This window comes from Kordia sp., from assembly GCF_050633145.1.
Taxonomy (GTDB): domain Bacteria; phylum Bacteroidota; class Bacteroidia; order Flavobacteriales; family Flavobacteriaceae; genus Kordia.
Genome location: NZ_JBOEFY010000019.1, coordinates 1 through 25,013, shown reverse-complemented (window position 1 = coordinate 25,013; position 25,013 = coordinate 1). Strand labels below are relative to the sequence as shown.

The 25,013-nt window shown below is 31.0% G+C and carries 23 protein-coding genes; 14 read left to right on the top strand and 9 right to left on the bottom strand.

The window, feature by feature from the left end; genetic code table 11:
• Positions 1 to 14: 14 nt before the first annotated feature.
• Positions 15 to 869, bottom strand: coding sequence for a GLPGLI family protein (locus tag ACRBBL_RS09620; RefSeq protein ID WP_431368827.1), 855 nt, complete (start codon positions 867 to 869; stop codon positions 15 to 17).
• A gap of 142 nt (positions 870 to 1,011) precedes the next feature.
• On the opposite strand from ACRBBL_RS09620, the gene ACRBBL_RS09615 reads away from it, so the two are divergent.
• Positions 1,012 to 2,496, top strand: a complete 1,485-nt coding sequence (locus ACRBBL_RS09615) for a sensor histidine kinase (RefSeq protein WP_431368826.1) — start codon at positions 1,012 to 1,014, stop codon at positions 2,494 to 2,496.
• Positions 2,493 to 3,176: a response regulator transcription factor gene (locus ACRBBL_RS09610; RefSeq protein WP_431368825.1), complete on the top strand. Its 684-nt coding sequence runs from the start codon at positions 2,493 to 2,495 to the stop codon at positions 3,174 to 3,176. The genes ACRBBL_RS09615 and ACRBBL_RS09610 overlap by 4 nt, the downstream gene beginning before the upstream one ends.
• A gap of 142 nt (positions 3,177 to 3,318) precedes the next feature.
• Here ACRBBL_RS09610 and ACRBBL_RS09605 read toward each other — a convergent pair whose 3' ends face one another.
• Positions 3,319 to 3,864, bottom strand: coding sequence for a hypothetical protein (locus ACRBBL_RS09605; RefSeq protein WP_431368824.1), 546 nt, complete (start codon positions 3,862 to 3,864; stop codon positions 3,319 to 3,321).
• A 456-nt stretch (positions 3,865 to 4,320) separates the two neighbouring features.
• Complete coding sequence (locus tag ACRBBL_RS09600; RefSeq protein WP_431368823.1) at positions 4,321 to 4,794, bottom strand: hypothetical protein; 474 nt, start codon at positions 4,792 to 4,794, stop codon at positions 4,321 to 4,323.
• Between the two features lie 128 nt (positions 4,795 to 4,922).
• Between ACRBBL_RS09600 and ACRBBL_RS09595 the strand changes: the two genes are divergently transcribed.
• Positions 4,923 to 5,714 (top strand): hypothetical protein, encoded by a 792-nt coding sequence (locus ACRBBL_RS09595; RefSeq protein WP_431368822.1) that lies wholly within the window; start codon positions 4,923 to 4,925, stop codon positions 5,712 to 5,714.
• 80 nt (positions 5,715 to 5,794) lie between these two features.
• On the top strand, positions 5,795 to 6,409 hold the full coding sequence (locus ACRBBL_RS09590; protein WP_431368821.1) for a deoxynucleoside kinase: 615 nt from the start codon (positions 5,795 to 5,797) through the stop codon (positions 6,407 to 6,409).
• A gap of 62 nt (positions 6,410 to 6,471) precedes the next feature.
• On the opposite strand, the gene ACRBBL_RS09585 is transcribed toward ACRBBL_RS09590, so the two are convergent.
• A complete protein-coding gene (locus ACRBBL_RS09585) occupies positions 6,472 to 6,711 on the bottom strand; it encodes a hypothetical protein (protein WP_431368820.1) in 240 nt (79 codons plus the stop codon).
• Positions 6,712 to 6,978: 267 nt separating this feature from the next.
• Positions 6,979 to 7,233, bottom strand: a complete 255-nt coding sequence (locus tag ACRBBL_RS09580; RefSeq protein ID WP_431368819.1) for a hypothetical protein — start codon at positions 7,231 to 7,233, stop codon at positions 6,979 to 6,981.
• A 154-nt stretch (positions 7,234 to 7,387) separates the two neighbouring features.
• Here ACRBBL_RS09580 and ACRBBL_RS09575 point away from each other — a divergent pair, with 154 nt between their 5' ends.
• Positions 7,388 to 9,889 (top strand): hypothetical protein, encoded by a 2,502-nt coding sequence (locus ACRBBL_RS09575; RefSeq protein ID WP_431368818.1) that lies wholly within the window; start codon positions 7,388 to 7,390, stop codon positions 9,887 to 9,889.
• Positions 9,890 to 9,901: 12 nt separating this feature from the next.
• Positions 9,902 to 10,387: an SAM-dependent methyltransferase gene (locus ACRBBL_RS09570; protein ID WP_431368817.1), complete on the top strand. Its 486-nt coding sequence runs from the start codon at positions 9,902 to 9,904 to the stop codon at positions 10,385 to 10,387.
• Positions 10,388 to 10,556: 169 nt separating this feature from the next.
• Here the strand turns inward: ACRBBL_RS09570 and ACRBBL_RS09565 are convergent, their stop codons facing one another.
• Both ACRBBL_RS09565 and ACRBBL_RS09560 read right to left on the bottom strand, forming a co-directional pair.
• On the bottom strand, positions 10,557 to 12,902 hold the full coding sequence (locus ACRBBL_RS09565) for a sodium-translocating pyrophosphatase (protein WP_431368816.1): 2,346 nt from the start codon (positions 12,900 to 12,902) through the stop codon (positions 10,557 to 10,559).
• 118 nt (positions 12,903 to 13,020) lie between these two features.
• Positions 13,021 to 13,548, bottom strand: a complete 528-nt coding sequence (locus ACRBBL_RS09560) for an inorganic diphosphatase (RefSeq protein ID WP_431368859.1) — start codon at positions 13,546 to 13,548, stop codon at positions 13,021 to 13,023.
• 438 nt (positions 13,549 to 13,986) lie between these two features.
• Between ACRBBL_RS09560 and ACRBBL_RS09555 the strand changes: the two genes are divergently transcribed.
• From ACRBBL_RS09555 to ACRBBL_RS09540, 4 genes are all read left to right on the top strand, one after another.
• Positions 13,987 to 15,735, top strand: a complete 1,749-nt coding sequence (locus tag ACRBBL_RS09555; protein ID WP_431368815.1) for a helix-turn-helix domain-containing protein — start codon at positions 13,987 to 13,989, stop codon at positions 15,733 to 15,735.
• Between the two features lie 111 nt (positions 15,736 to 15,846).
• The gene (locus ACRBBL_RS09550; RefSeq protein ID WP_431368814.1) at positions 15,847 to 16,083 is read left to right on the top strand and encodes a hypothetical protein; all 237 of its coding nucleotides are present in this window, start codon (positions 15,847 to 15,849) and stop codon (positions 16,081 to 16,083) included.
• 582 nt (positions 16,084 to 16,665) lie between these two features.
• Positions 16,666 to 18,177, top strand: a complete 1,512-nt coding sequence (locus tag ACRBBL_RS09545) for a helix-turn-helix domain-containing protein (protein WP_431368813.1) — start codon at positions 16,666 to 16,668, stop codon at positions 18,175 to 18,177.
• 107 nt (positions 18,178 to 18,284) lie between these two features.
• The gene (locus tag ACRBBL_RS09540) at positions 18,285 to 18,533 is read left to right on the top strand and encodes a hypothetical protein (protein ID WP_431368812.1); all 249 of its coding nucleotides are present in this window, start codon (positions 18,285 to 18,287) and stop codon (positions 18,531 to 18,533) included.
• An 81-nt stretch (positions 18,534 to 18,614) separates the two neighbouring features.
• Here ACRBBL_RS09540 and ACRBBL_RS09535 read toward each other — a convergent pair whose 3' ends face one another.
• The gene (locus ACRBBL_RS09535) at positions 18,615 to 18,866 is read right to left on the bottom strand and encodes a hypothetical protein (RefSeq protein WP_431368811.1); all 252 of its coding nucleotides are present in this window, start codon (positions 18,864 to 18,866) and stop codon (positions 18,615 to 18,617) included.
• 364 nt (positions 18,867 to 19,230) lie between these two features.
• On the opposite strand from ACRBBL_RS09535, the gene ACRBBL_RS09530 reads away from it, so the two are divergent.
• Positions 19,231 to 20,847, top strand: coding sequence for a tetratricopeptide repeat protein (locus tag ACRBBL_RS09530; protein ID WP_431368810.1), 1,617 nt, complete (start codon positions 19,231 to 19,233; stop codon positions 20,845 to 20,847).
• 105 nt (positions 20,848 to 20,952) lie between these two features.
• Entirely contained in the window at positions 20,953 to 21,222 is a 270-nt protein-coding gene (locus ACRBBL_RS09525; RefSeq protein WP_431368809.1) for a hypothetical protein, read from the top strand.
• Between the two features lie 94 nt (positions 21,223 to 21,316).
• Here the strand turns inward: ACRBBL_RS09525 and ACRBBL_RS09520 are convergent, their stop codons facing one another.
• The gene (locus ACRBBL_RS09520; protein ID WP_431368808.1) at positions 21,317 to 21,565 is read right to left on the bottom strand and encodes a class I lanthipeptide; all 249 of its coding nucleotides are present in this window, start codon (positions 21,563 to 21,565) and stop codon (positions 21,317 to 21,319) included.
• A gap of 292 nt (positions 21,566 to 21,857) precedes the next feature.
• Between ACRBBL_RS09520 and ACRBBL_RS09515 the strand changes: the two genes are divergently transcribed.
• Both ACRBBL_RS09515 and ACRBBL_RS09510 read left to right on the top strand, forming a co-directional pair.
• Positions 21,858 to 23,639 carry a helix-turn-helix domain-containing protein gene (locus ACRBBL_RS09515; protein ID WP_431368807.1) on the top strand — a complete coding sequence of 594 codons (1,782 nt, stop codon included), beginning with the start codon at positions 21,858 to 21,860 and terminating at the stop codon, positions 23,637 to 23,639.
• A gap of 86 nt (positions 23,640 to 23,725) precedes the next feature.
• A complete protein-coding gene (locus tag ACRBBL_RS09510; protein ID WP_431368806.1) occupies positions 23,726 to 23,980 on the top strand; it encodes a hypothetical protein in 255 nt (84 codons plus the stop codon).
• Positions 23,981 to 25,013 lie beyond the last annotated feature (1,033 nt).

Here is a 25,013-nt window from a genome sequence, read left to right as displayed (position 1 = left end):
TCTTAAAATTTTTATTATCCGCCTATTTCTATTCTAATTCCATCACCATCATCTCTTCCATTTCCGCGGTAGCGCTCCATCATTTCTTTTGATTTCTTTTTCATGATTTCTTGAAACTTTGCTGAAGTTACTTTCTTTCCTTTTGTTGGTTCTTTGATTTTCACTTTGTTTTTAGGATTTAAAACAATTTTACTACATACAATAGTTTGTGATCCATCATTTACTTCTAGTATTAACCCTGGTAATCCCCAATACATTCCTGGACCGGCATTTACAGGAACTTCTGGCGTATACCAAGCCGTTACAGTTACTTCTTCTTTGGTTGCTTCTGGTTCTTTACTTTCGTCAGAATTCAAAGATATTGACGACATTTTTTCCACTTCAATAGTACGTGTTGCTTTGTAGCATGTATATTGCCCAATGAACTTTGTTTCGTTTTCAAGTTTCCATTCTTTATTTTCTAATTCATCTTTTACCAAAAACTTTTTACCCATAATCTCTTGTTCGTGAGCAAAGCGTTTTTCTTTACTGTTTTTGTATAAGGTTGCTGATTGACTACCACCCATAACCATAACAGTCATTCCTCCACTTTGTGGTGTTGGTGCTTCTAACTTTTCTTCTTGTTTATATACAGATTCATACGGCGTAAATGTAAGCGTGTATTCTTTTTGAAACTGCTTTTGCAACATTGCATTTAGTTTTTCTTGCATTTCTTTGTCAATACCTTGACTGTGTCCTACGCTATCCATTTTAAAGTCCATTTTCATACTTGTTTTGTATGTAGCAACTCCTTGAAAGTCTTGTGCGTACAACATGGCATTAATTAGCATAAAGACAAATGCAATGATTGATTTTGTATACGTTTTCATAATTATTTTGTGTTTTTAGTTTTTTGATGGTACAAATATGAGTTTCTTTCTTTTTGATTTTGGTTAATGAACGTTAACGAGTGTTAAGCGATGCTGTATTATGTCAAATAACTTCTTACTTTTGGACTGTAAACAAATCAAAATGAAGCAACAACGCTCCACTTCTTGGATTTTATATGGAATCATTGCAACAATTGCGATTACGATTGCTGTACAAATCTATTGGAATTATAAAAACTATCAGACCAATAAGCAACAGTTTGTCAATCAAGTACAAATAAGTTTGGATAATGCAGTAGAAGCATATTATGCAGATTTTGCCAAGAAAGAAAAGATGATGTTTATTAGTATGGAAGCTAGAGGTTCTGCTGATGATCCCAAAGCGTTTGAAAGATTGAGAAATGTTGATTTTGATTCTATTATTACTTCTATTGAATCAAAACTTAAGATACAATCGGATACTATTATCTTTGATTCTAGACACGTTCACGCAGATCATACATTTTGTGCTGACACATGTTCCTCTTTTATTGAACGTACTAAAAGGTTTCCTGTTCCTAACTTGTTAAAAAATAGAGACAGTATTTTTATCGATCAAATTTCTTCCTTATATATTTCAATTTCGGAAGATTCACTCAACTTTGGTAAGTTAAAAACATTTTTAGATACTGAATTGGACCGAAAGCAAATTGCAATTCCATATCGTTTGCAATTATCAGTTAATGATAATGTTATTAATGAAATTGGCGACAAAACACTTTCTTCAACAGCATTAAAAACTTACTCAAAATCTGCGTATCAAAAGCCTGGCGAAAAGTTAGCTTTACACTATGCTAATGGTACGTCAGCAATCTTGAAAAAAAGCATGTTTGGTATTTTACTATCCACATTACTTTCGCTAGCAATTATTAGTTCTTTGTTGTATTTGTTGCGTGTCATTCGCAGACAGAAACAATTGGCAGAGATTAAAAACGATTTGATTAGCAATATTACACACGAGTTTAAAACACCAATCACCACGATTTCTACAGCTTTGGAAGCTATTCAACATTTTGGTGCGATTAAAGATCCTGAAAAGACACAAAAATATTTATCAATTTCCGACAAGCAACTGAAAAAGCTACATTTAATGGTAGAAAAGTTATTAGAAACTGCCACGCTCGATAGTGAAAAATTGTTGCTAAAGAAAGAAACTTTAGACATCGTTGATTTTGCTGAAAAGATTACCAATAAACAACGTACATTTTCAGCCGAAAAAACACTTTCGTTTAGAAGTAATGTTGAAAGTTTACCTGTAGAGATTGATCCTTTTCATTTTGAAAATGCCATTACAAATTTGATTGACAATGCACTAAAATATGGAGGAGATACGATTGAAGTAAATGTGGCCAAAGTGATGGAAACGGTCGAAATTACGGTATCGGACAATGGTAATACAATTGATAAATCGCAACGAGAAAAGATTTTTGACCAATTTTATCGAATCCCAAAAGGAAATACACATGATGTAAAAGGTTTCGGAATTGGGCTATATTACACAAAAAAGATCATCGAAAAACACAACGGAACCATTCAAGTAGTTCCAAATGCCAATCATACAATTTTTAAAATCACATTGCTTTCATGAACAAAAATCAAATAAAGTTATTGCTAGCAGAAGACGAACCAGCTTTAGGTCAGATTGTAAAAGAAAGTTTAGAATCGCGCGATTTTGAAGTCTTTTTATGCGAAAATGGCGAGGAAGCGTATAAGGTGTATCAAGAAGTACAACCAGAAATTTTGGTCTTGGATGTGATGATGCCAAAGAAAGATGGTTTTACCTTGGCACAGGAAATTCGTCAAGAAAATGCATCAATCCCTATTATTTTTTTAACGGCTAAATCGCAAGTAAAAGATGTGGTTGAAGGTTTTCAACATGGCGGAAACGATTATTTGAAGAAACCGTTTAGCATGGAAGAATTGATTGTGCGTATTCATGCATTGCTAAATCGAATTCACATCAAACAAGATCATACACAAATTCCGATTGGAAACTACATGTTCAATCATACACAACAACAGTTAATTTGGGAAGAAACCTCTGTTCAATTGACACATAGAGAATCTGCGTTATTGTTTCATTTATCCGAAAAAAGAAATGCGGTTTTAGACAGAACTTTTATTCTGAATAAACTTTGGGGTGACGACGATTTTTTCAATGCTAGAAGCATGGATGTTTTCATCACCAAACTTCGCAAGAAACTAAAAAAAGATCCAGAAATTCAGATTGTAAATGTGCGCGGTTTTGGGTATAAGTTGATTTGCTAAATTTTTAGACTCGTTCCCGCATAGGCGGAAATCTGTTAGATTCGCTTCACTGTTAGTCGCGGCTTTGCCTTTTGGATTTTTAGATGTGTTGAAACATTATTGTGAGAAAGTATGATAAAATAAGCTGCCTCCTATTTGTTAGCTACTTTATTGTGATCGTGTATCGTGCAATAAATAGCAAGGTATTGAATCTGTTATAAGCTACTTCAAAATCTTTTGGAGTCATGTGTTCTATTACCTTATTCGCAATCATTTTAGGATTTATTCTATCCTTAATTTCCAAGCTTTCCATCGCTTTCTTTACTTGATAAGTTCTTGATTGCTTATATTCCTCTGTTTCAAAAATTTTATAATGACAATCCATTAAACCCTGTAATTCCTCAGGGTTTTTATCATTTAAAAAGCTGATCTTTTTTTCTAAATTGAAATTATTCTGAGAGCCAAGCACTGGATTTTTTGCAAACGCTTTGTAAACATTCCAATAGCTCTCAGCACTTGATGAAGCTAAGGTACCCTCATCTATCAAATACTGTTCATATTCAGTCATAATCGCAGCTATTTTTTCTTTTTCTTCTTGAGATAAAGAATTCATCAAACAAGTATATAATTCTGATTCAACACTATACGGTTCAGATTCGCATGCGATTCCTAAAAGCACAATACATAAAAGTAATATGATTTTTTTCATAATATCTTATAATTTTTATAGCGATTATTTTGCTTAAAGCTATGACAATCTCATTGGAAAACAAAGATATTTTTCCAAAGTACTTCTCTATACAATTTTCTATCTATTTCGACTGGGCTTAAAGTGGTGGTTTAAAGAAACAGATTGCCACAAGTTTTTTTTAAAAACTCTCGCAAAGACTTTTTATAGTAGATCTCGACACAAAAAATGTATTCACATTTCCCACTCGATCTGACGCTTAGTAATTTAAAACACAAAACGTCTGATTGAGTGAAATTCTGAAAGAATTTTGTATCGAAATCTACTCTTTTACTAAAAATCTGTAATTCGAAACCATCTACTGATTCAGCTTCACATAAGAGTAGTTTTCAATCATTCAATTTGTAAATTATAGGAATAGATTCCTGTCTGCGTATGAATGACAAAGTAAATTTTCAAGACTATTCTCAATAGAATTTATCCAGCAGCAATAATTCCGTAAAATCTATAAGAACAATTTGTATCAAAAATATATTCAAACATTAATGATCCTTCAGCAATATGTGTATCTCCATCTTCTTCAAAGATTGAACAGCTATTTACTTGTATCTGGAATGATTTGTTTTCGATATCAAAAACAATAGAAATCTCATCTTCACATTTATCTTTTTCTATTGTTTCTAAATCCCAGTTTTTATGTAGAAAATATTTTTTTGAAAAGGTTTTATCTGCCGAACTTATAATTGCGTCTGGTTTTATACTTTTTACAAAATCTTTCAAATCTTTTTCCAAAGGTTTGTATACATCAGGATACTCGCGATTTCCTTTTTCAAATTTAACTTGTAATGCGCTCACAATCTCTTTAATGCAATCTTCACTGGTTTTCTTTTTGGCTTCTTCACATGAAAAGGTAAACAAACTTACTATACATATAATGATGATTCTTTTCATATTTTATTCCTTAGTTGCTCTTAGTTTTTTATTCTTTAGATGCTTAAAACTAGAGGAATCCTACCTAAAAACAAAATCATATCTAGACTTCAAATCTTCTTTGGCGCATTTTTTGTAATTTGCCAGTCATGAAGCGTTTGATCCTTTTTATATTTTTGTGTTGCTCTATGTTTTCTTTCGGGCAAAAAACGATTACAGCAACTTTGCAACAACAAGATAGTTTGACTGTTGATCGTTTTGTAGCAATGGATAATTTTGGTGCTTCGTATGTGATCCAGAATAATATTTTAATCAAAAAGAAGGACAAAAAAGAATGGCAATACAACAATCTGCAATTAGGAAAAATTACTTCTGTAGATATTCTGAATCCGTTAAAAATCACATTGTTTTACGAAGATTTTAATACCGTAATTGTGTTAGATAATACGCTAAATGAAATAAGACGTATTGATTTCAATGTAAGTGCTGAGTTTAAAAATTTAGCTGCTGCCACCACCGCAAACGATCGAAACTTGTGGGTTTTTGATACCAACACACAGCAATTGGAAGTGTTTAATTATGTTCAAGAAAAGACTCCAATTCAAAATTTACCAATTCCAGAAAAATTCATCACACTAAAAAGTAATTATAATTTTTGTCGCGTACTGACTGAAACGACCATGTATTTGTATAACATTTACGGAAGTTTATTATCGCAAAAACCATTGGCTGGCGTAACAGATTTTGACATGACGAATGAAGAAATTATCTTTTTAAAGGATAAACATTTATATTATAGTACAAATGACGAATTTTACCTTATAAATTTGCCATCTGACAGAATTGCTATTAAACAGTTTTCGCTTCACGATGATATCTTGTATATTTACGACGGAATTGTTTTGTATCAATTTCAACTCAAAAAACCACCAAAAGAATAAATAGAACGAATATTTTTTTTAGAATCGGTTATAAAATCCAATAATCTGATTGTAAAGCAAACACCTAATCACAGAATCACATGCATGTTGCAATTGCAGGAAACATTGGCGCAGGAAAGACAACGCTAACAAAATTATTGGCAAAACATTACAATTGGGAAGCACATTTTGAAGATGTCGTCGACAATCCATATTTGGATGATTTTTACACGCAAATGGAACGTTGGAGTTTTAATCTTCAAATTTATTTTTTAAACAGCCGTTTTAGACAGGTTTTACAAATTCGTGAAAGCGGAAAAAAGATCATTCAAGATCGTACCATTTATGAAGATGCGCATATTTTTGCACCCAACCTTCATGCAATGGGATTGATGACGAATCGCGATTATGAAAATTATCAATCGTTATTTGAATTGATGCAAAAGTTGGTAGATGCGCCCGATTTATTAATTTATTTGCGCGCAGATATTTCTACACTTGTAGCACAAATTCACAAACGTGGACGCGATTATGAAAATTCGATCAGTATTGATTATTTAAGCAGATTGAACGAACGTTACGAAGCTTGGATTTCAAAATATACTAAAGGAAAGTTATTAATTATAGACGTTGATAATTTAGATTTTGTAGATAATCCTGAAGATTTAGGAAGTGTTATCAATAGAATTGACGCAGAAATTCACGGATTGTTTTAGAAACAATCTTTATCATAAAACACAAAAGCCATTCTGAAAAGAATGGCTTTTTTTAGTACTTACTAGCACCAATCGTTACAAGTACGACAGTGCAATGGACCACTCGCAGGATGATCGTTTGTATGGCAACCATCAGTAACACAATTGTTAGTTCCACAATTTCCTGTTCCGCAGTTATTCGTTCCGCAATTCCCTGTTCCACATAAAACAGGAGCCGTTACATAACCTCCACTAATAGCTTCTAAGTTAGAAACTCGATTTTTCCCTAACGATAACTTTGTACTTAATTTCTTTTTTTTCATAATATAAAATTTTAATGATTAAGGAATAAATGTATACGATTGAGTTTCTATACACAATAAGTAGTAGTGCCGATTTATAAATGGAGATACAAACATTTATACAACATACTTCTTGTCAACAAAATATGCGAACAAAAAAAATAATTCGTAAAAGATGGTATCATGCTGTTTTTTTCATGGTATACATTTATAATTACTAATTCTTGTATAAAATTTAAAAGCCATTCACTTTACTGAATGGCTTTTTTGTACATGTTTTTTTATCGTTTAACATCCTGTATTACATGTTCTACAATGTAAAGGATCAGAAAGTGGATGTGCATCAGTGATACAATTTCCGCAGGTTTGTCCGCTACAGTTATTAGTGTGCGTTCCGCCGCTTCCGCTTCCGCCGCCTTCATTACAACCAGAATAATCTAGTGTACATTCATACGGAGGCATTTTTCCTCCATTAATATTTTCTAAATTGGAAACATTTGTTTTTCCTAATGATAACTTTGTACTTAACTTCTTTTTTTTCATGATATCTATTTTGTGGTTAACAATACTTCAATTTACAACCTTATACCGTTGACAGTTAACATTCTACCATACCATTTATACGTGTATCCATTAAAAAGTATTAGTTCTGCTCAAAATTGCTTAATTTTCTATTCTTAAAAGTCATTTTCTATATATGCTCAACTTTTTTAAAGATTCTAAAAACACAAACAAGAAAGCGATTGCCAAACTGTATGTAACTCCAAGTTTTTCAATCTATAAATTGCAAGTAGAGCTTCGTACTTTTTATAAAAAAGTGTCACAAAACGAGTTGACTTTTAAGAAAATTACCAATGGTTTTACTGTCGATGTCAATATTGAACATACCGCCAAAAGTGAGAACATAACTGCTACTCGCTTACAATTTATACAAAACCAAACCATCGTTTATGTACTAGCGGAATTTATAGAAATTGATCTTTCTTCCTATCAAGAAACTAAAAAAGAAGTCAATTTTTCGGTGAAGAAACAAGCTTTTTTTAAACACTTACAAGAACATTTATTGACATTACAAAACGATGATTTGTATGCGCTAAAAAATACGGAACAGTTGCCTTTTATCACTTCCGCAGATTTGGAAACACAGAATTTTATCTTTCATCAACTTCAAGAAAAAGAATATATCTTGAGTGTTTTGGGAGTGAGTGAAGTCATTTTTAAAACTGCAGAAAGTTATCCTAAAAATGCTGTTTGGTATTTTGTACTGACGTCAGATCGTGTTTTTTTGATTGGAAAAGACACAGAAAGTAATGTCTTGTTAGTTCCAATTTCTGCAGAAACTTTATCAATTCAAGAAAAAACAGGCAAAGATTTGGTTACGACTGATAGTCTATCGTTTTATACCGAATTCATGAACGATTCTTTATATGTAGAAATCCTCCCCGTAATTACAACAAAAGGAAATCGTCTCAGTCTTTTTGGCGATCTTCTTGCGAAAAAATACAATAAGAAAACTGAACATATAAATTTGGCTTCTCGTCTTTTTTATTTGCAAAGCACTACTGTAGATTTGTTATTGAATGAATTGAAAGCAGATTTAATTCCACAATTAAAACGACTCAAAATCATTCCTGAAAAGGAAAAAATATTGCTAGAAATTTTCGCAAAACACATACCAACTCATGAAATTTTTGGCACGAACTTGACTTCTATTGTAAATGATTGGCAACTTCCATTTACAGAACAACAGCAATTATTAACTATTTTGCAAGTGTTCCAAAAAAAGGAAATTGCACAACACACAATAGCTTTTCATGATGCAGTTTACAAATCATTTATTGAAGTAGAAAAGAATGCTGAAATTGTGTTTGAGTTTAGCTTGAATTATGCAATGCATTTGAATAGTGCCGAACGATTTTTAGATGCCATTTCTGTGTACAGAATGATTTATAAATCGCTTCCTGATGATAGTATTACAGATTTGCTACCCGCAAAAACCACCAATATTTTAAAAGGTGAAGGTGGACGACAATTGAAGGTTAAAATTTTAGAAGCCATTCTTCAAATTCAACAAAAATTGCAAGAAGATGTTTCTGAGACCGTTCATCAACTAGCCAAATTGCAACCCTTAGTACAAACACGAATTGAAGTATTAACAACACATAAAAACTATCAGCGGAAAGCGGAAATCATTAAAGAAATAATACATTCAAACGTATTGAAAGTTGATGATTTAGTTCACACAAGTGTATATAAGCCTATTGAAAAAACAGTTGTTTTAGAAAATGTAATTCCGAGTTGTTTTAAAGAAGCCACAGGTTTTTTTGACTCGTTAAATAATTTTATTGCTGCAATAAATCCGCCAGATCACGAAGCAGTAATTTCATTTTCAGATCAATTAAACACAGCCAATTATCCTGAAATTTCAGCGCGCATTACAGCAATATGCACTGCATTACAAATGGACATTCCCAAATGCTATATTGGTCGTGGAAAGTATGCAAATGCTGTAATTGGCGTAGAAGGAAAACCCTCTTTTGTAATTATTGGAGTTGATTTTTTAAATAGAGAAAGCATTCGGTATTTGGAAACAAACGCATTGCTATTTTTGATTACAATTGAATTGTCTCATATTTATTTTAAACACTCAAAAATTACCTCAACTGATGTTTGGCGTGGCGCCGCAGACAAAGGTTTTAATTTGGTAAATATGCTACTGACTGTGTTGCCTTTTGCTGGAAATATTGGAACCATTTTTGGAAATGTTGCCAATGTAGAAAAATATGTAAATATTCTTAAACGCGTAGAGCAAGTAGCAAATGTCGCTGAAAAAGGAAAAGAGATTAAAGAAGTAAGCGAAAAATTTAATTTGAATCCGTTTGGTAAAAAAACCGTAATTGCAGATAGTTCTCAGAATCTCTTGATTACTTCTCGTTTGATGGAAATTGTTGCAGACAAAGTTGCATTGCTGTTTTGCGATGATTTAAAAGCTGCTGCAAAAGGTTTATTGGTTGGTACAACGTTTTATGAAGAATATCATTCATATATTACCGAACGTGGCTTACAGGCTTTCTTAGCACAAACAAATACCCAAAATGAATTTATACACCAAGAATTAATTATACGTTTGAAAAGTATGTGTACATTTTACTTATCAGATACCTTTGAAACTTTAAAACAACAAATACATTCCCCTTAAAAACTGTACTATTTGAAAACTTTCCCAACACGATTAGACGAACCCTACGAACTTACTATTGACGAAGTAGTTCATGAAAAACTAACCCTTTTAGACTTACAAGATGGCGAAACACTTATAGATTTAGGCTGTGGCGATGCACGCAATTTAATTGCTGCTACAAAACTTGCTGATATTCGATGTATTGGTTACGAAATTTTACCTAAGGCTTTAGAAGCCTCTAAAAAAAATATTGAAACTTCTGGATTAATTGATTGTATTGAAATCAAAGAAGAGAGTTTCTTAAATGCAGATGTTTCTGAGGTAGATGCATTGATTTTGTATTTGACACGTTTTTCTTTAGGTCAACTTTCTTTAAAATTAGAAAACGAACTTCCTGTTGGTGCAAGAATTGTTACGCACGATTTTGATATTCCAAGTTGGGAAGCAGAAAAAGTGATTCATTTCAAATCAACAAAAGCAATTCCGTTTACTTTATATCTATATCGAAAAAATTAGTTTTTAGTTATGAAACTATCACTATAATCAAAGGACAAGATCCGCTCTACAGTGGGATTCGTTCAACTTACACTATTGTGTGCGTCCTTTGAACTTCTCAAGAATGAGTTTCACTAAAAAAGCCGCAATCTTTCGATTACGGCTCTTAAAAAATATAAAAAGTCGGTTTTTATAAATTTTCTTCTTTCATTGTAATTACATTCAATGCAACATTTGCTTTAGTAGCTTCTTGTGCATTTACTTGAATTACATTTTTGTTTACTTCTTCGGCAGTTGCTGTTTCCTCTCCGTGTCCTCCTAAAATTGGTGCAATTACCAATCCAATTAAACATGTCAATTTAATTAAGATGTTCATTGATGGTCCAGAAGTATCTTTAAATGGATCTCCAACAGTATCACCAGTTACAGCTGCTTTGTGAGCATCAGAACCTTTGTATGTCATTTCACCGTTGATTTCAACTCCAGCTTCAAAAGATTTTTTAGCGTTATCCCAAGCTCCACCAGCATTGTTTTGGAAGATTGCCCAAAGTACACCACTTACGGTAACTCCTGCCATATATCCACCTAACATTTCTGCGATCGCTTTGTTTTCCATTCCAAATGCTAATGGTACAAAAGCAATTACCAATGGAAATCCGATTGTTAACAACCCTGGTAACATCATTTCTTTTAAAGATGCTTTGGTAGAAATTGCCACACATTTGTCGTATTCTGGTTTCCCTGTACCTTCCATAATTCCTGGAATTTCTTTGAACTGACGACGTACTTCGTATACCATTTCCATTGCTGCTTTTCCTACTGCATTCATTGCTAAAGCAGAGAATACTACTGGCACCATTCCTCCAATAAATAACATGGCTAATACTGGTGCTTTGAAAATATTAATTCCATCAATTTCTGTAAATGTTACATACGCAGCAAATAAAGCTAACGATGTTAATGCTGCAGAAGCAATAGCAAATCCTTTTCCTGTTGCTGCTGTTGTATTTCCTACTGAATCTAAGATATCAGTACGTTCTCTTACGATTGGATCTTGTTCGCTCATCTCAGCAATTCCTCCTGCGTTATCTGCAATAGGTCCGAAAGCGTCAATAGCTAACTGCATTGCAGTAGTTGCCATCATTGCAGAAGCTGCTAATGCAACTCCGTAGAATCCTGCCAATGCATATGATGACCATATTGCACCTGCAAATAAGATTACTGATGGAAATGTAGAAATCATTCCTGTTGCTAAACCAGCAATAATGTTTGTTCCTGCTCCTGTACTTGATTTTTGTACAATTTCTAAGATTGGTTTTTTACCCAACCCTGTATAATATTCTGTGATTGATGAAATAACTCCTCCAACAAATAATCCTACCAACGTAGCATAAAATACACGAATTGATGCGATTTTTTGTGACACTGCATTTCCTGCTGAATCTAAATTTTCTCCAAAGAATTTCATTGAAATTTCTTCTGGCAACATATATGTAATTAATCCGAAACAAGCTGCTGCTACCAACGCAATAGAAACCCAGTTTCCAACGTTTAATGCACCCATTACTTGCTTTTCTTTAGCTTCATTACTTTTTATTTTCACCAACATGGTTCCGATTACAGAAATGATAATTCCTGCTCCAGCAATTGCCATTGGTAATAAAACTGGTCCAATTCCTCCAAAACCTGCTGAAGTAATATCTCCTCCCATATCTTGAATGATATAGTTTCCTAATACCATTGCAGCTAATACAGTTGCTACATACGAACCAAATAAATCGGCTCCCATTCCTGCAACATCACCAACATTATCTCCTACGTTATCCGCAATTGTTGCTGGGTTACGTGGATCATCTTCTGGAATTCCTGCTTCTACTTTACCAACTAAATCGGCTCCAACATCTGCTGCTTTTGTGTAGATTCCTCCACCAACACGTGCAAATAATGCAATTGATTCCGCTCCTAAAGAGAATCCTGCCAGTGTTTCTAATACAATCGTCATTAGTTCACTTGGCGTTTTTGCTACACCACCAAATTCTCCAGCGATCCATTCACCGCCCATGAACATATTAAAGAATACAATAAAGAATAATGTTAATCCTAATACTGCTAATCCGGCAACTCCTAGTCCCATTACAGTTCCACCACCAAAAGATACTTTTAATGCATTTGGTAAGCTTGTACGTGCCGCTTGTGTTGTACGCACATTTGTTTTGGTTGCGATTTTCATTCCCACGTTTCCTGCATATGCAGAAAAGATAGCTCCGAAAATAAATGCAATCGCAATTGACCAGTGTGTAGTTGGCACAATAAAAGATACACCAGCGAGGGCAATAGCTACTACAATTACAAAAATTGTTAGTAAGCGATACTCTGCATTTAAGAACGCCAACGCGCCTTCATATATATGATCTGATATTTCTTTCATTTTTCCGTCTCCGGCATCTTGTTTCATTACCCAAGATCTTTTGATAAGCATATAGATTAAGCCTAGTATTGCTGCTGCTATAGGCATGTAAATCATCATTGATTCCATATTTGTTTGGTTTGATTTGTTATTTAGCGGCGTAAATGTAACAAAATCAAGCATAAAAAAAAACCTTCTAAATCGCTTTCGAAGGTTTTTTTTAAGTTTTATGATATACTATTTTCTTTTATATCGTAAAGTTGCCGTTTGCTTTGTGCTCACTTTTTTCGTATCGTTCAATGCATTTATCAACAATTTCATAAGCTTCTTCAGCATTTCCCCAACCACCAACATCGACTTTCTTTTTTTCTAAATCTTTATATACTTGGAAAAAGTGTGTAATTTCTTTGATTCTGTGTGGATTTAAGTCTTCAATGTCATTATAGCTATTCCAAATTGGATCACTTACTGGAACACATACTATTTTTTCATCTGGACCTTTTTCGTCTGCCATGTGGAAAACTCCAATAGGTTTTACTTCCATTACACACATTGGAAAAGTAGGTTCGGTACCTAAAACCAATACATCTAGCGGGTCTCCATCTAAGGCTAAGGTTTCAGGAATAAAACCATAATCTCCAGGATACATCATAGAAGAAAATAGCATTCTATCAAATCTAATCTTCTTTAAATCAAAGTCATATTCATATTTATTTCTACTCCCTTTTGGAATTTCTATCAGTGCGTCAAAAGTTATTTTCTCTTTAGCTGTCATATCTTCTTTCTTACTCGTTTTTCTAAAATCGGGTGCAAATTTACGTAAAACACTTTGACTGACCAATGAAGGAGCTTTAATATTTCATTAGATTTTTATCATTTTTGTGTAATAAAACTTCATTTTCTAAGCAGTTTATTTGTATTGTTTTAATTTCAGTGACTATTCGAATACAAATAAGTATCAAAGATTTTTTATTAGATTGAAAAATAAAGAGATTACTTGCTTTATTTTTCTTTTTTCAACTTAAATTTTATTCTTTTTTTAAACTATTCGCCAATTTTCACGGAGGAATGCGCACCTTTTTTTTATTTTAGTATAAAAATGTTTGAATTAAAAATTCGTTTACGATTTATTCTATACTAAAAAGTCTATGTGATTTCTTTTCGATTTCTTTTCAATATTTATAGAACTTAAAAAACTATGTTGATTTCCCCCATGATGAAAATGTACTGGCTAGTCGTTTTCTTACTGACAGGATTTTGTCTGTTGGCGCAAGAAAATACTTCTCAAGTTCCTGATTCTTTAAAAAATAAGTCCTTTAAAGAGTTAAAGGAACAGTTTTATAATTACGAGTATAAAGATTTAGTCATTACTCAAACCTATGCACATGCAATGCTTGAATTGGCAGAAGAAAATAATAATTTATCTCAAATTCATCAAGCAGAGCACTATAATGCTAGAATTTCTACATCATTAGGAAAAAAAGATGTCGCATTGGAATTTATAGAAAAAGCGCTTAAACACAGTCAAGAAGCAAATGACAGCACTTATATTATAAAAAACTTTTACTTAAATGGTAAAATTTATGCAGATTTTGGAGTGTATGATAAGGCCGTTGATTATTATTTAAAAGTATGTGACCTTATCAAAGACGATCCTGATCAGACGAAGTTTCACATGGTTGCCCATAATATTGCGCTCATAAAAAATCAGGCTGGTGACATAAGAAATGCCATAGAGATTTCTAAAAAAAACCTGCGTTTTTTTCAATCAAAAGGAGAAACTACTGATTATTCAAATATTATGAATAGTTACTTATTGTTGGCAAGTGCTTACAGTAAGCTTGCCATTAAAAATCAAAATAAACCGATACGTAAAAGAACATTTATAGATTCTTCTATGGTTTATATTGATGAAAGTATTGATAAAACGATTCAATATGATGATCGTGAAGCCTATATTATATTGTTGACGAGTAAAGGAATTAATTATTATGAACTGAATCAATTTGATCGTTCTTTGGAGGTTTTAAAAGATGCAGAACAACAAAGTATTCAGCGTAAATTATTTATAAAACTTCCTGTAATTCATTTGTTTCAAGGAAAATCGCACTATAGTTTACAGCAATACAATGAAGCCGTTTTACATTTAGAGAAAGCATTAAAAGCCTCTAAAACTCAAAAAATAGATTTCCCGCTTTTACAAGAAATTTTATTTTTATTGGGCGAATCGTACGAACAAGTTGGAGATAAAGTTAACGCTATAAAACACTTTAAGCTTTTTTGGAAAAAAGATCAACAAAATGATTTGCTTAAAGATGAAACAACTAAAACACTTTACGAAAAATACGATATTCCTTCCCTTGAAAAGAAAATTAAAAAACTAGAAGAGGAATCTAACAGTATAGGTACTAAATATGTTTACGTAAAATATATTGCTTGGTCACTTTTATGCGTATTATTGATCTTTGTATTCTTTTACACAAAAAGACAATATCAATACAAAAAACGATTTGATAAATTACTCATTCAAATAAACACTTTAGAGCAGCAACAGAAAGAAAATTCAAAAGAAGTCACAAAAAAGCAGCCAAAAATTACTGATGAAAAAGTTATTGAAATTTTAAATCGTTTGAAAAAATTTGAAGAAAAAGAGCAATTCCTTAGTAATAAATGCACCCTTAATTATGTCGCTAAAAAAGTAAATACTAATAGCACTTATTTTTCAATAGTACTACAAAAACATAAAAAGAAAAAGTTTGTTCAATATATTACAGATTTACGTATTGAATACGCATTGCAACAATTAAAGAATGATGCTATGTTTCGTTCCTTTGATATTAAATCTATTGCCCAAGAAGTAGGGTTTAATACTGCGGAATCATTTTCAAAAGCTTTTAAGAAACGATCTGGAATTTACCCTTCTTTTTACATTAAAAACCTTGACAAACTGCAAGATAGCTAACTAAAAAAGCCTGTCTATATTTTAAAAAAACGACTTATTTACTTTGGTTACAAGGTCTCTTTGTAATTATTTTAGGTACTTAACTTAAAAAACTCATTAATTCGTATTCGTATGAAAAAACAAAGAAAATTGTCATTGAAAAAAGTAAACATTGCTACTATGAATCATTTACACATTATAAAAGGAGGTGTCGGAGATGACACTTATGATCCTAACAACACTTGTGTATCTGTAGAAACTGATCCCAGAACTGATTGTATTGTAACAACAGGCGATGAGAAGACTTGTCCAGCACAAGATACGACAACACTTCCCACAGCAACTACAAGAGGAAATGGTTCTATATAATTAACAATCATTTTAATAGATGTAGCACAACATCTTTGTTGTGTTTGTGCTACGTCTATCTTTTTATTTCTAGTTATTCTTCTCCTTCTTATCATCTTTTCATTATTTATCATTGACAAAAAATCTTGTCATTCAACTATATAAATCTATTCTAGAAAGTTTATAAATTATTGACTTTCCTCTATTTCATCTAGATACAGAAGTATATCCAAAAAAACTTCAAGAAAGCCTAGTTGGTTAATATTTATTAGATTTGTATTATTATTCGGTGTAACATTACACTACTTTCTACCACAAATAATTTGTAATCGTTTTATTTCACTATCAATATTTATTTTATATTCAAATTTCATGCGCTTTACTTTCCCCCCTAAATTTTTATTCCAGCTTCTTTTGTTGTGTGTATTTATGTTTTCTTCGAAAGTGTTATCTCAAGAATCAACGAAAGATTCGTTGGATCAGTATTCTTTTAAAGAACTCAGCTTAAAATTCAAGACTAATCTACATAAAGATGATAAGCTAGCTAGAATTTATGGCAATAAACTTTTATCTATTTCTAATACTAAAAATGATACATTAGGAATGATAAGCACTTACAATAAGTTGTCAATTCTCGAAATTCAATTAGGGAATACTGAAAAAGCACTTGAACTTGTAGACAGAGCTATTTTCTTAGCTAAAACAAATCCTAAATATATTGTTTCTGAAAAAAACTCAAGTTTCAAAAAAGGTAATATTCTTTTCTATTTGGGACGAAATAAAAAAGCTTTTGAATGCTACACTTCAATTTATGATTTTTATAAAAAAGGAAAGAATCCATACGTAATGAATTCAATTTCTTTGAACATTGCGCTCATCAAGAATATTCTCGGTGATCATGAAACTGCGGTTGAGTTATTTTTAAAGTGTTTTTATGATTATGAAAACACCCATGAAGATACTCGTAAAACTCGCTTTTCTAAAAACTACAGGAAATCAGTTTTATTAGGGCTCAGCTCTTCATATACAAAGAATGCTATTAAAAATTCTAAGAAAAAAGATTCCTTATTACATCTCGCAGATTTATATAATACACTTGGACTTAAAGATGCACTAGCTGATAAAAATATAGTTTATGAGTTTAAGTTTATCTCTAGCGCAGGAATTATTCAGGAAGAACTAGGCAATTATAATAAAGCACTTCAACTATTGGATAAAGCCCTTTCAAAAATAAATAACTATAAAGAATCTAGTACTTTGACCGCTATTTATTATTACAAAGGTCGTAGTTATAAAAAACTAAATCTATTTGATGACGCCATAAAATATTTTAAAAAAGCAGATTCCATTGCTACAAAAAATAGTGCTAACTATAGCATGTTACAAGGTGCTTATTACTCTTTAATAGAAATTTATAAAGACAGAAAGGATTTTGAAAATGTTTCAAAATATCAAGATCTTTATATAGAAAACGATCACATTAATGAACAAATTAGTGAAACGTTAAGAAAAGATATTCATGAAAAATATGACATAGATCGACTTACTATTAAAATAGACAACCTGAATAAGTCAAATTCTAAGTCTATCACCATTATAGGATTATTGGTATTAATTTTAGTTGCATTTTATATTTTTTATTGGAGGCAACGACAAAAAAACAAGCTAGCTTTTAATAAATTACTAAAACAGTTAGAAGCTAATAAGAAAGACAAAGAAGTCGATTCAATACCTTCTAAAGTTCTAGCTATTGATGATGAAAAAGTAGTTCAAGTATTAAAATCTTTGGACAAGTTTGAAGAAAAAGAATGGTTCCGAAATAAAAATTGTGACTTAGCTTTTGTGGCAAAAAAATCCAAAACAAATAAAACCTATTTATCAAAAATAATTCATGAACACAAGGAATTAAAGTTTATTGATTATATCCGAAATTTACGAATTGACTATGCACTTCAACGATTAAAAGATGATGCTGTATTTCGATCGTATGATATCAAATCCATTGCTGAAGAATCGGGTTTTAAGTCTTCCGATATGTTCTCAAGGGCTTTTGTAAAAAACACAGGAATCTATCCATCCTACTATATTAAAAACATCAATAAAATCAATACTTAAGAAGCTATTTTTACAATCTACAATTGTCGTATCCTAGCTCTATTTTCTTTGTAAAAGATACAACAACATGTATTTTCATATTCTAAATTTTTTAAAACTATATCGCAATGAAAAAAAAACGTAAATTAAATTTAAACAAGAGTAAAATCGCAAGCATGAATACTTTGTATAGCATCAAAGGAGGACTTACAGTAGGTTGTAATACTGAAAATCAATGTCCAAAAACATTTCTATGTGTAGAAGAAACAGTAATAGAATCATGTCCTTGCGTTACCACAATTGCCACTGCTCCAATAACTGACGATTGCAATTTACCAAGTGACGATTGTGCTATGTCTGATGCTTGTGGTGGTTAATGTTTTAACAAAACAAAATCTAAAGCCTGCATCCCCTATGCAGGCTTTTTTTATTACCCTAAAACCTAATTATAATGCCTTTTAGCAAATTACTTGCGAATATGTCATTATAGTACATCCTTCTTGGTTTGTGTTACAATCTGCCGTTAAAACATTTCCTGTTCCTCCACAAGTGTTTGTTGGACAATCTGTGTCATGTGTTGGGCAACAAATACCATAAGGAACACAAGAAATAGTTTCCAATTGTTTTGATCCGCCGTAGACGTTTTGTGCGCCACTTAAGTTTGATACTGATTTTTTGTTTAACGAAAGATTTGTTAATTTTTTCTTCATAATATTTGATTTTAATTAATATTTCTGGAACCAAAACTATGTGCTAAAAATCGTCTATGCAACGAAAGCAATCTACTATTGGACAATAATCGATTGCAATTCTTTCTGTATAATGTAGTAATACTAGGGATTTACTTTAAATTTTAAGAGCATTATAAATGCTTAAAAAAGTTTCTTTTACAGCCTAAATTCTTTAATTTATAGTATCTTGCTTTTAGCAAATTATTCCTTTTACATGTCTCCTAAATTCATAAAACATATACTGTTTGCATTTTTTTTATTTTCTTATAGTCTCTTTTCTCAAGAAAAGGACTCTTTAGCAGATTACTCGCATAAAAAACTACGATCGCTATATTATGAGGTCATGTATAAAGACACATCTGCTTCACGCGTTTATTTAAATAAAATGCTTATAAACGCAAAAACTACCAACAATACTTACAATGTTTCCGAAACATCTATACTATTAGCCAAGTTTGAAAATAGTCTTGGAAATTATGACAAGGCAATACCGTATATTGAAAGTGCTACACAACTTGCAAAATCGATTCCTAATGACAATTTAGAAGCGCAAAGCCTCTTTAGTCACGGTTTTATAGATTATGATAATGGGAATTATGACAATGCCTTCAACACCTATATTAAAGCCTTAGAATATTATAAAAAAATAGATCATAAATTAATGATCAATAGTATCTCTCATAATATAGCATTAATCAAAAGTGAGTTAGGCGATCAAAAAGGAGCATTAGATATTTTACTACAGAATTATAATGCTTCAAAAAATGTTTCTAGAGAAATTAGAAATAAAGAATTTGGTTCATTTTTTTACACCAATACTTTAATAACACTCAGTAACGTTTACGTTCGTAAAGCAAATAAAGTAGAAACTCTAGAACAAAAACACATGTTATTAGATTCCGCTTCCATATATAATGACATAGGATTCAGGGAAACAATAAAAGAGGATGATGTATATGGAAACATTTATTTTATAAATGGTGAAGCTATTATTAGTTACGAAAAAGGAATGTTTGAAAAATCTATAAAAAAACTAAATGAATCTATAGAACAAATCAAAAAAGTAAATCAATCAAGTCTGCTAACATCTGCATATTATTATAAAGGTCTTAGCTACAAAGAATTGAATCAAATTGATAGTACTATTGTGTATTTAAAAAAAACAGATTCTATTTCTAAAAAGAATAGCATTAATTACCCTACACTACAAGGTGTTTATTATACTTTAGCTGAGATTTACAAAGAGCGAAAAGATCCTACCAATATATTGAAATATCAAAACTTATATATTGAAAATGCTCGTATCAATGAACATCTTACAGAGACTGTACGACAGGACATTCATCAAAAATATCATATTGCTCCTTTAAATTCAGAAATAAAGGCGCTCACAAACACTACTAAAAAACAAAAAAAACAATACACAAAAGCAATTATTATTATAGGGATTTTAGTAGCCTTACTATTTGTCTTTTTTCTATTTTACAAAAAGCAACAAAAGAAAAATAAATTAGCTTTTAAGAAATTAATGCTCGAACTAGAAGATACTAGTAAAAAAGCAATTTCAAAGCAAAAAAAACCGACAAACCTTCCTATTGATGATCAAAAAATAGCTCAAGTTTTAAAAGAGTTAGATAAGTTTGAAGAAAAGAAACTGTTCTTAGATCAAAATTGTGATTTAGCCTATGTTGCCAAAAAAGCAAAAATTAACAAAGGCTATTTATCAAAGATTATTTATGTACATAGGCAGCAAAAATTTACTGATTATATAAGAAAGCTTCGAATTAACTATGCGCTTAAGAGACTAAAAGAAGATAAAATATTTAGAGCTTACGACATTAAATCTATAGCTAAAGAATCTGGGTTTAAATCTTCTGATTCTTTCTCTAGAGCCTTTGTAAAAAATACGGGGATTTACCCTTCGTTTTACGTTAAGAATATAAACAAATCAGAAAGTTAAAAACTTTCACAAAACAATCGATAATAAACGAATTATCGATTCTATTTTTTTGTGATAAGCGATTCAAGAATTACTTTTCATCCCTAACATTAAAATTTTATTGTAATGAAAAAGCATCAAAAATTAGATCTAAAGAAAATTAAGATTGCAAAAATAAACCACAACCTCTATAAATTAAAAGGAGGCTCATTAACTAATAGTGATACAGTTCCATATACAGAAGAACAAACTTGCAACACGTGTCCTACAGTGAATAATTGTAATACAGATGAGGCTGGTGGCTGTCATAATCAAACACAAACTGGCACTCAAAAAACACGTGCTCAAGAAACTGTCTCAGTAATAACCTGTGGCATTGACCCAGTTAGCGAATAATTTATAATATCATCATGAAATGAAAAACCTACGTTAATTAATTAACGTAGGTTTTTTTTATACTTAAATTTAGTATCTCTTATTTTTTAAAATTTTAGCAAAGAAACACTGAGTATGTTGGAACTGTACAACCATGCTGGTTGGTTTCACAATCGGCAGTATCATTCCCTGTTCCTCCGCAACCTGGTGCTGTTGTAGGACACGCTGCGTCATGTGTTGGACAACAAATACCTAAAGGAACGCATGAAATCGTTCTTGCACCACCTACAATGTTTTCATTAGTGTTTAATTTAGAGATCGATTTCTTGTTAAGTGAAAGACTTGTTAAACTCTTTTTTTTCATAATGTAATGTGTTTTAAAAGTTAATAATACAGAATAAAACTAACAGTAAAATATAGCGCTCACAACAAAAGCAATCTATAATTCGTCGATTATCGGTTGTCAATTTGATGGGTATTTCCAATGATTATAAAGTCTTTCAAAAAAAAATAAAAAAATCTCGTCAAAAATTTAGTTGGTCTATATTTTATTAGATTTGTATGATTATTGATGTAACAATACACTATTTCCTATTACAAATAATATATAAGAGTTTAATTTCACCATCAATATTTATACTTTACATTTTATTTTTATGCGCTTTATAACTCCCTCAACTTTTTTAAAGCTATTACTGCTTTTCTGTATATATACGTCAACGCTTAATTTATTTTCTCAAGAACGAGAACCTATAAGTGATTCACTGGCAAAATATTCCGATAAAGAATTAAATATACTTTACAAAAATTCTTTTTATAAGAATAGAAATAAAGCAAAAGTATATGCTAACAAGCTTTTTAATAATGCTAAAAAAAGTGGTGATGATAGAGAATTATTTGAAGCTTACAAACGATTTTCAGTACTAGAAAGTAAAGATCGTAATTATGAAAAAGCACATGAATATATAGATATCGCTAAAAGTATTGCCGTTGATAAATTAAGAAATAAAAACTTAGAATATTTCTCTATATTTTTAAAAGGTAAGTTTCTGTATGATTATGGGAAATATGAAGAAGCTTTTGATAAATATAGTATAGCATACAATTTTTATAAGGATTCTGATCCTCGTATGACATATATGATTTCATACAATATTGCTTTGATAGAAAACATTTTAGGTGACCAAAAAGCTGCTTTAAAAATTCTACTAAAAAATTACAACGATTACAGATCATTTTCTGAAAAAGAACGAATATCTAACTTCAGTACTTATTCATACTCAAATACGCTGATGGCATTATCGGATACATATGTAAAATATGCCATAAGCAGAGAAGATTTGAAAAATAGCTTGTTAGACTCCGCCAAGATATATAATGATATTGGCTTAAAAGAATCTATACGTATTAATGATGATTCTGGATATGTTTCTTTTTTAACTGAACAGGCAATTATAAATCACGAGAAAGGAAATTATGAAAAGGCTATATCAGAATTAAGTATTGCAGAAGAAAAAGCAATTAAACAAGAAAACAAAGATTTACTTCCAAGTATCTATTATTATATTGGAGTCAGTTATAAAAATTTAGATCAAGAAGAAAAAGCTATTGATTTTTTAAAGAAGACTGACTCTATCTCTCAAAAAAATGTTGATAATTATTTACTTTTAGATCGAACATATTATACTCTAACAGACCTCTTTAGTAAAAAAGGTGATGGAGAAAGCACATTAAAATATTGGAGATTATACCAAGAGAACAATAAGATTAATGAGCATGTTAGTAAAAATGTAAAAAGTGCTATTCGAGATCATGATATAGAGCAATTAGAAGATACAATAAGAAAATTAATTTCAGCAAAAGAAGAGAAAGAAGAGAATTACACTTTTGCACTTATCATCATTGCGATACTTATTTTTCTTTTCTTACTATTTATAGTATATAGCAAAAATAAACAGCGACAAAATCAAATGAAGTTCAATTCTCTTTTAAAAGAGCTGGACACTAAAAAGCAAATAGTTGATGTTACAAAGGAAAAGAAGTCAACATCTACATTGACGATCGATGAAGAAAAGGTTCAACAAATTGTGATTGAACTTGACAAATTTGAACACAAGAAACAGTTTCTAGACATCAATTGTGATTTGGCTTTTGTAGCAAAAAAAGTAAAGACAAATAAAGCCTATTTATCGAAGGTGATTCATTCCGAAAAGCAGCAAAAATTCATTCAATATATTACCAATTTGCGTATTACATATGCACTGGAAAGACTAAAACAAGATAAGCTTTTTCGTTCTTATGACATCAAGTCTATTGCGTCTGAACTAGGTTTTAAATCACCAGATTCGTTCTCTAGAGCCTTTAAAAACAAAACGGGTATCTATCCATCCTATTATATTAAAAACATCAATAAAATCAATAGCTCAGAAGACGTTTAAGAGCCTTTAATTATCGAATTAAAGGGTGTCTTGTTTTGTTTTTACACATTACTAAACTACTTTCGAACCCTCTAAAACATATTGTCATGAAGAAACAAAAAAAATTAAAATTAGGAAAAATTAAAATTGCAGGAATCAATAATCAGAACTCTTTATTTGGAGGCGTTACCACACATTGTCAAACTGGTAATGATCCACAAGAACCTAGCTGTGAATGTGCAGGTTCAGAAGTTTGTAATACTGATGTTATGAGTGATTGCCCTACTACTATTAAAACAAGGTCAGAAAGTGATATTTGTGGCGATGAAGGACAAGAAACTCGAAATCGTGCAACTTGCTAAAATGTTTTGATTATTAATTACATCCAAAAGCGCATAAATTTCTTTATGCGCTTTTTTTATTATTCGTTTTTTAAGTTCCCTTTCAAAAAAGTAATTCATAAAGAGAGTCAACAAAAGTTCATTTAATACATTACGAATTGAATATGCACTGAAACAGTTGCAAGAAGATAAAGTATTAGAGTCATACAATTAGAGAAATAGTTACCGAATTAAGCTTTAAATCTACTGGAACATTTACAAAAGCTTTTAAAGAAAAAACTGGTTTTCTATCGTCATGTTATATCAAAAAGGTAAAAGTAAAAAAGAATAACTTCGACCATGTATAATATGCACAAAAGCGCATCGTATAATTGATACGCTTTTTTTTGGCTTAGTTTTTGATAAAACATAGTATAATTAATTAATTTCAAATTAGGATGAAAAAAGACAAGAAACTAAATTTAAAAAAGAGCATTATTTCTAATCTTCTAATATCAAAAATAGTAGGGGGAACATCATTAAGAACCCCAGCATTAACTGATCTATGTACTGATACTGTTCCCGATCTATAATTAAATTCCCCTTAATTTAAAACATTACAAAAGCGCATCAATTATACGATGCGCTTTTTTTGTCGTTCGAGTTAATTCCCCCAAATTATAACAAACGACTTGTATGTCTGTAATTATAAATACAAAGTAAAACTAGGGCGAATGTATTGTATACACAAGAGAAATAAACCGCAATTCGATAATTATAGTTTGCAAAAAATCGTTCTACAAGCTTTCTAAAAACCTCACAAACAAAACCTTCTGATATATTTATTTTTTTATACTATTTGATTAGAATCATTTATATTTAATCGTTAAATTCGATAGCATACTATAATTCATTTTCTTTTATATGAAAGTAAAAAGCATATTTCACACCCTCTTTTTTCTATTTATTTCTTCGATTTCATTTTCTCAGAGTTCCAATGATTCTTTAAGGAATATGTCTTATGATTCTTTAAAAGATTTGTATTATAAATATCGTTCTTCAGATATAAAAGAAA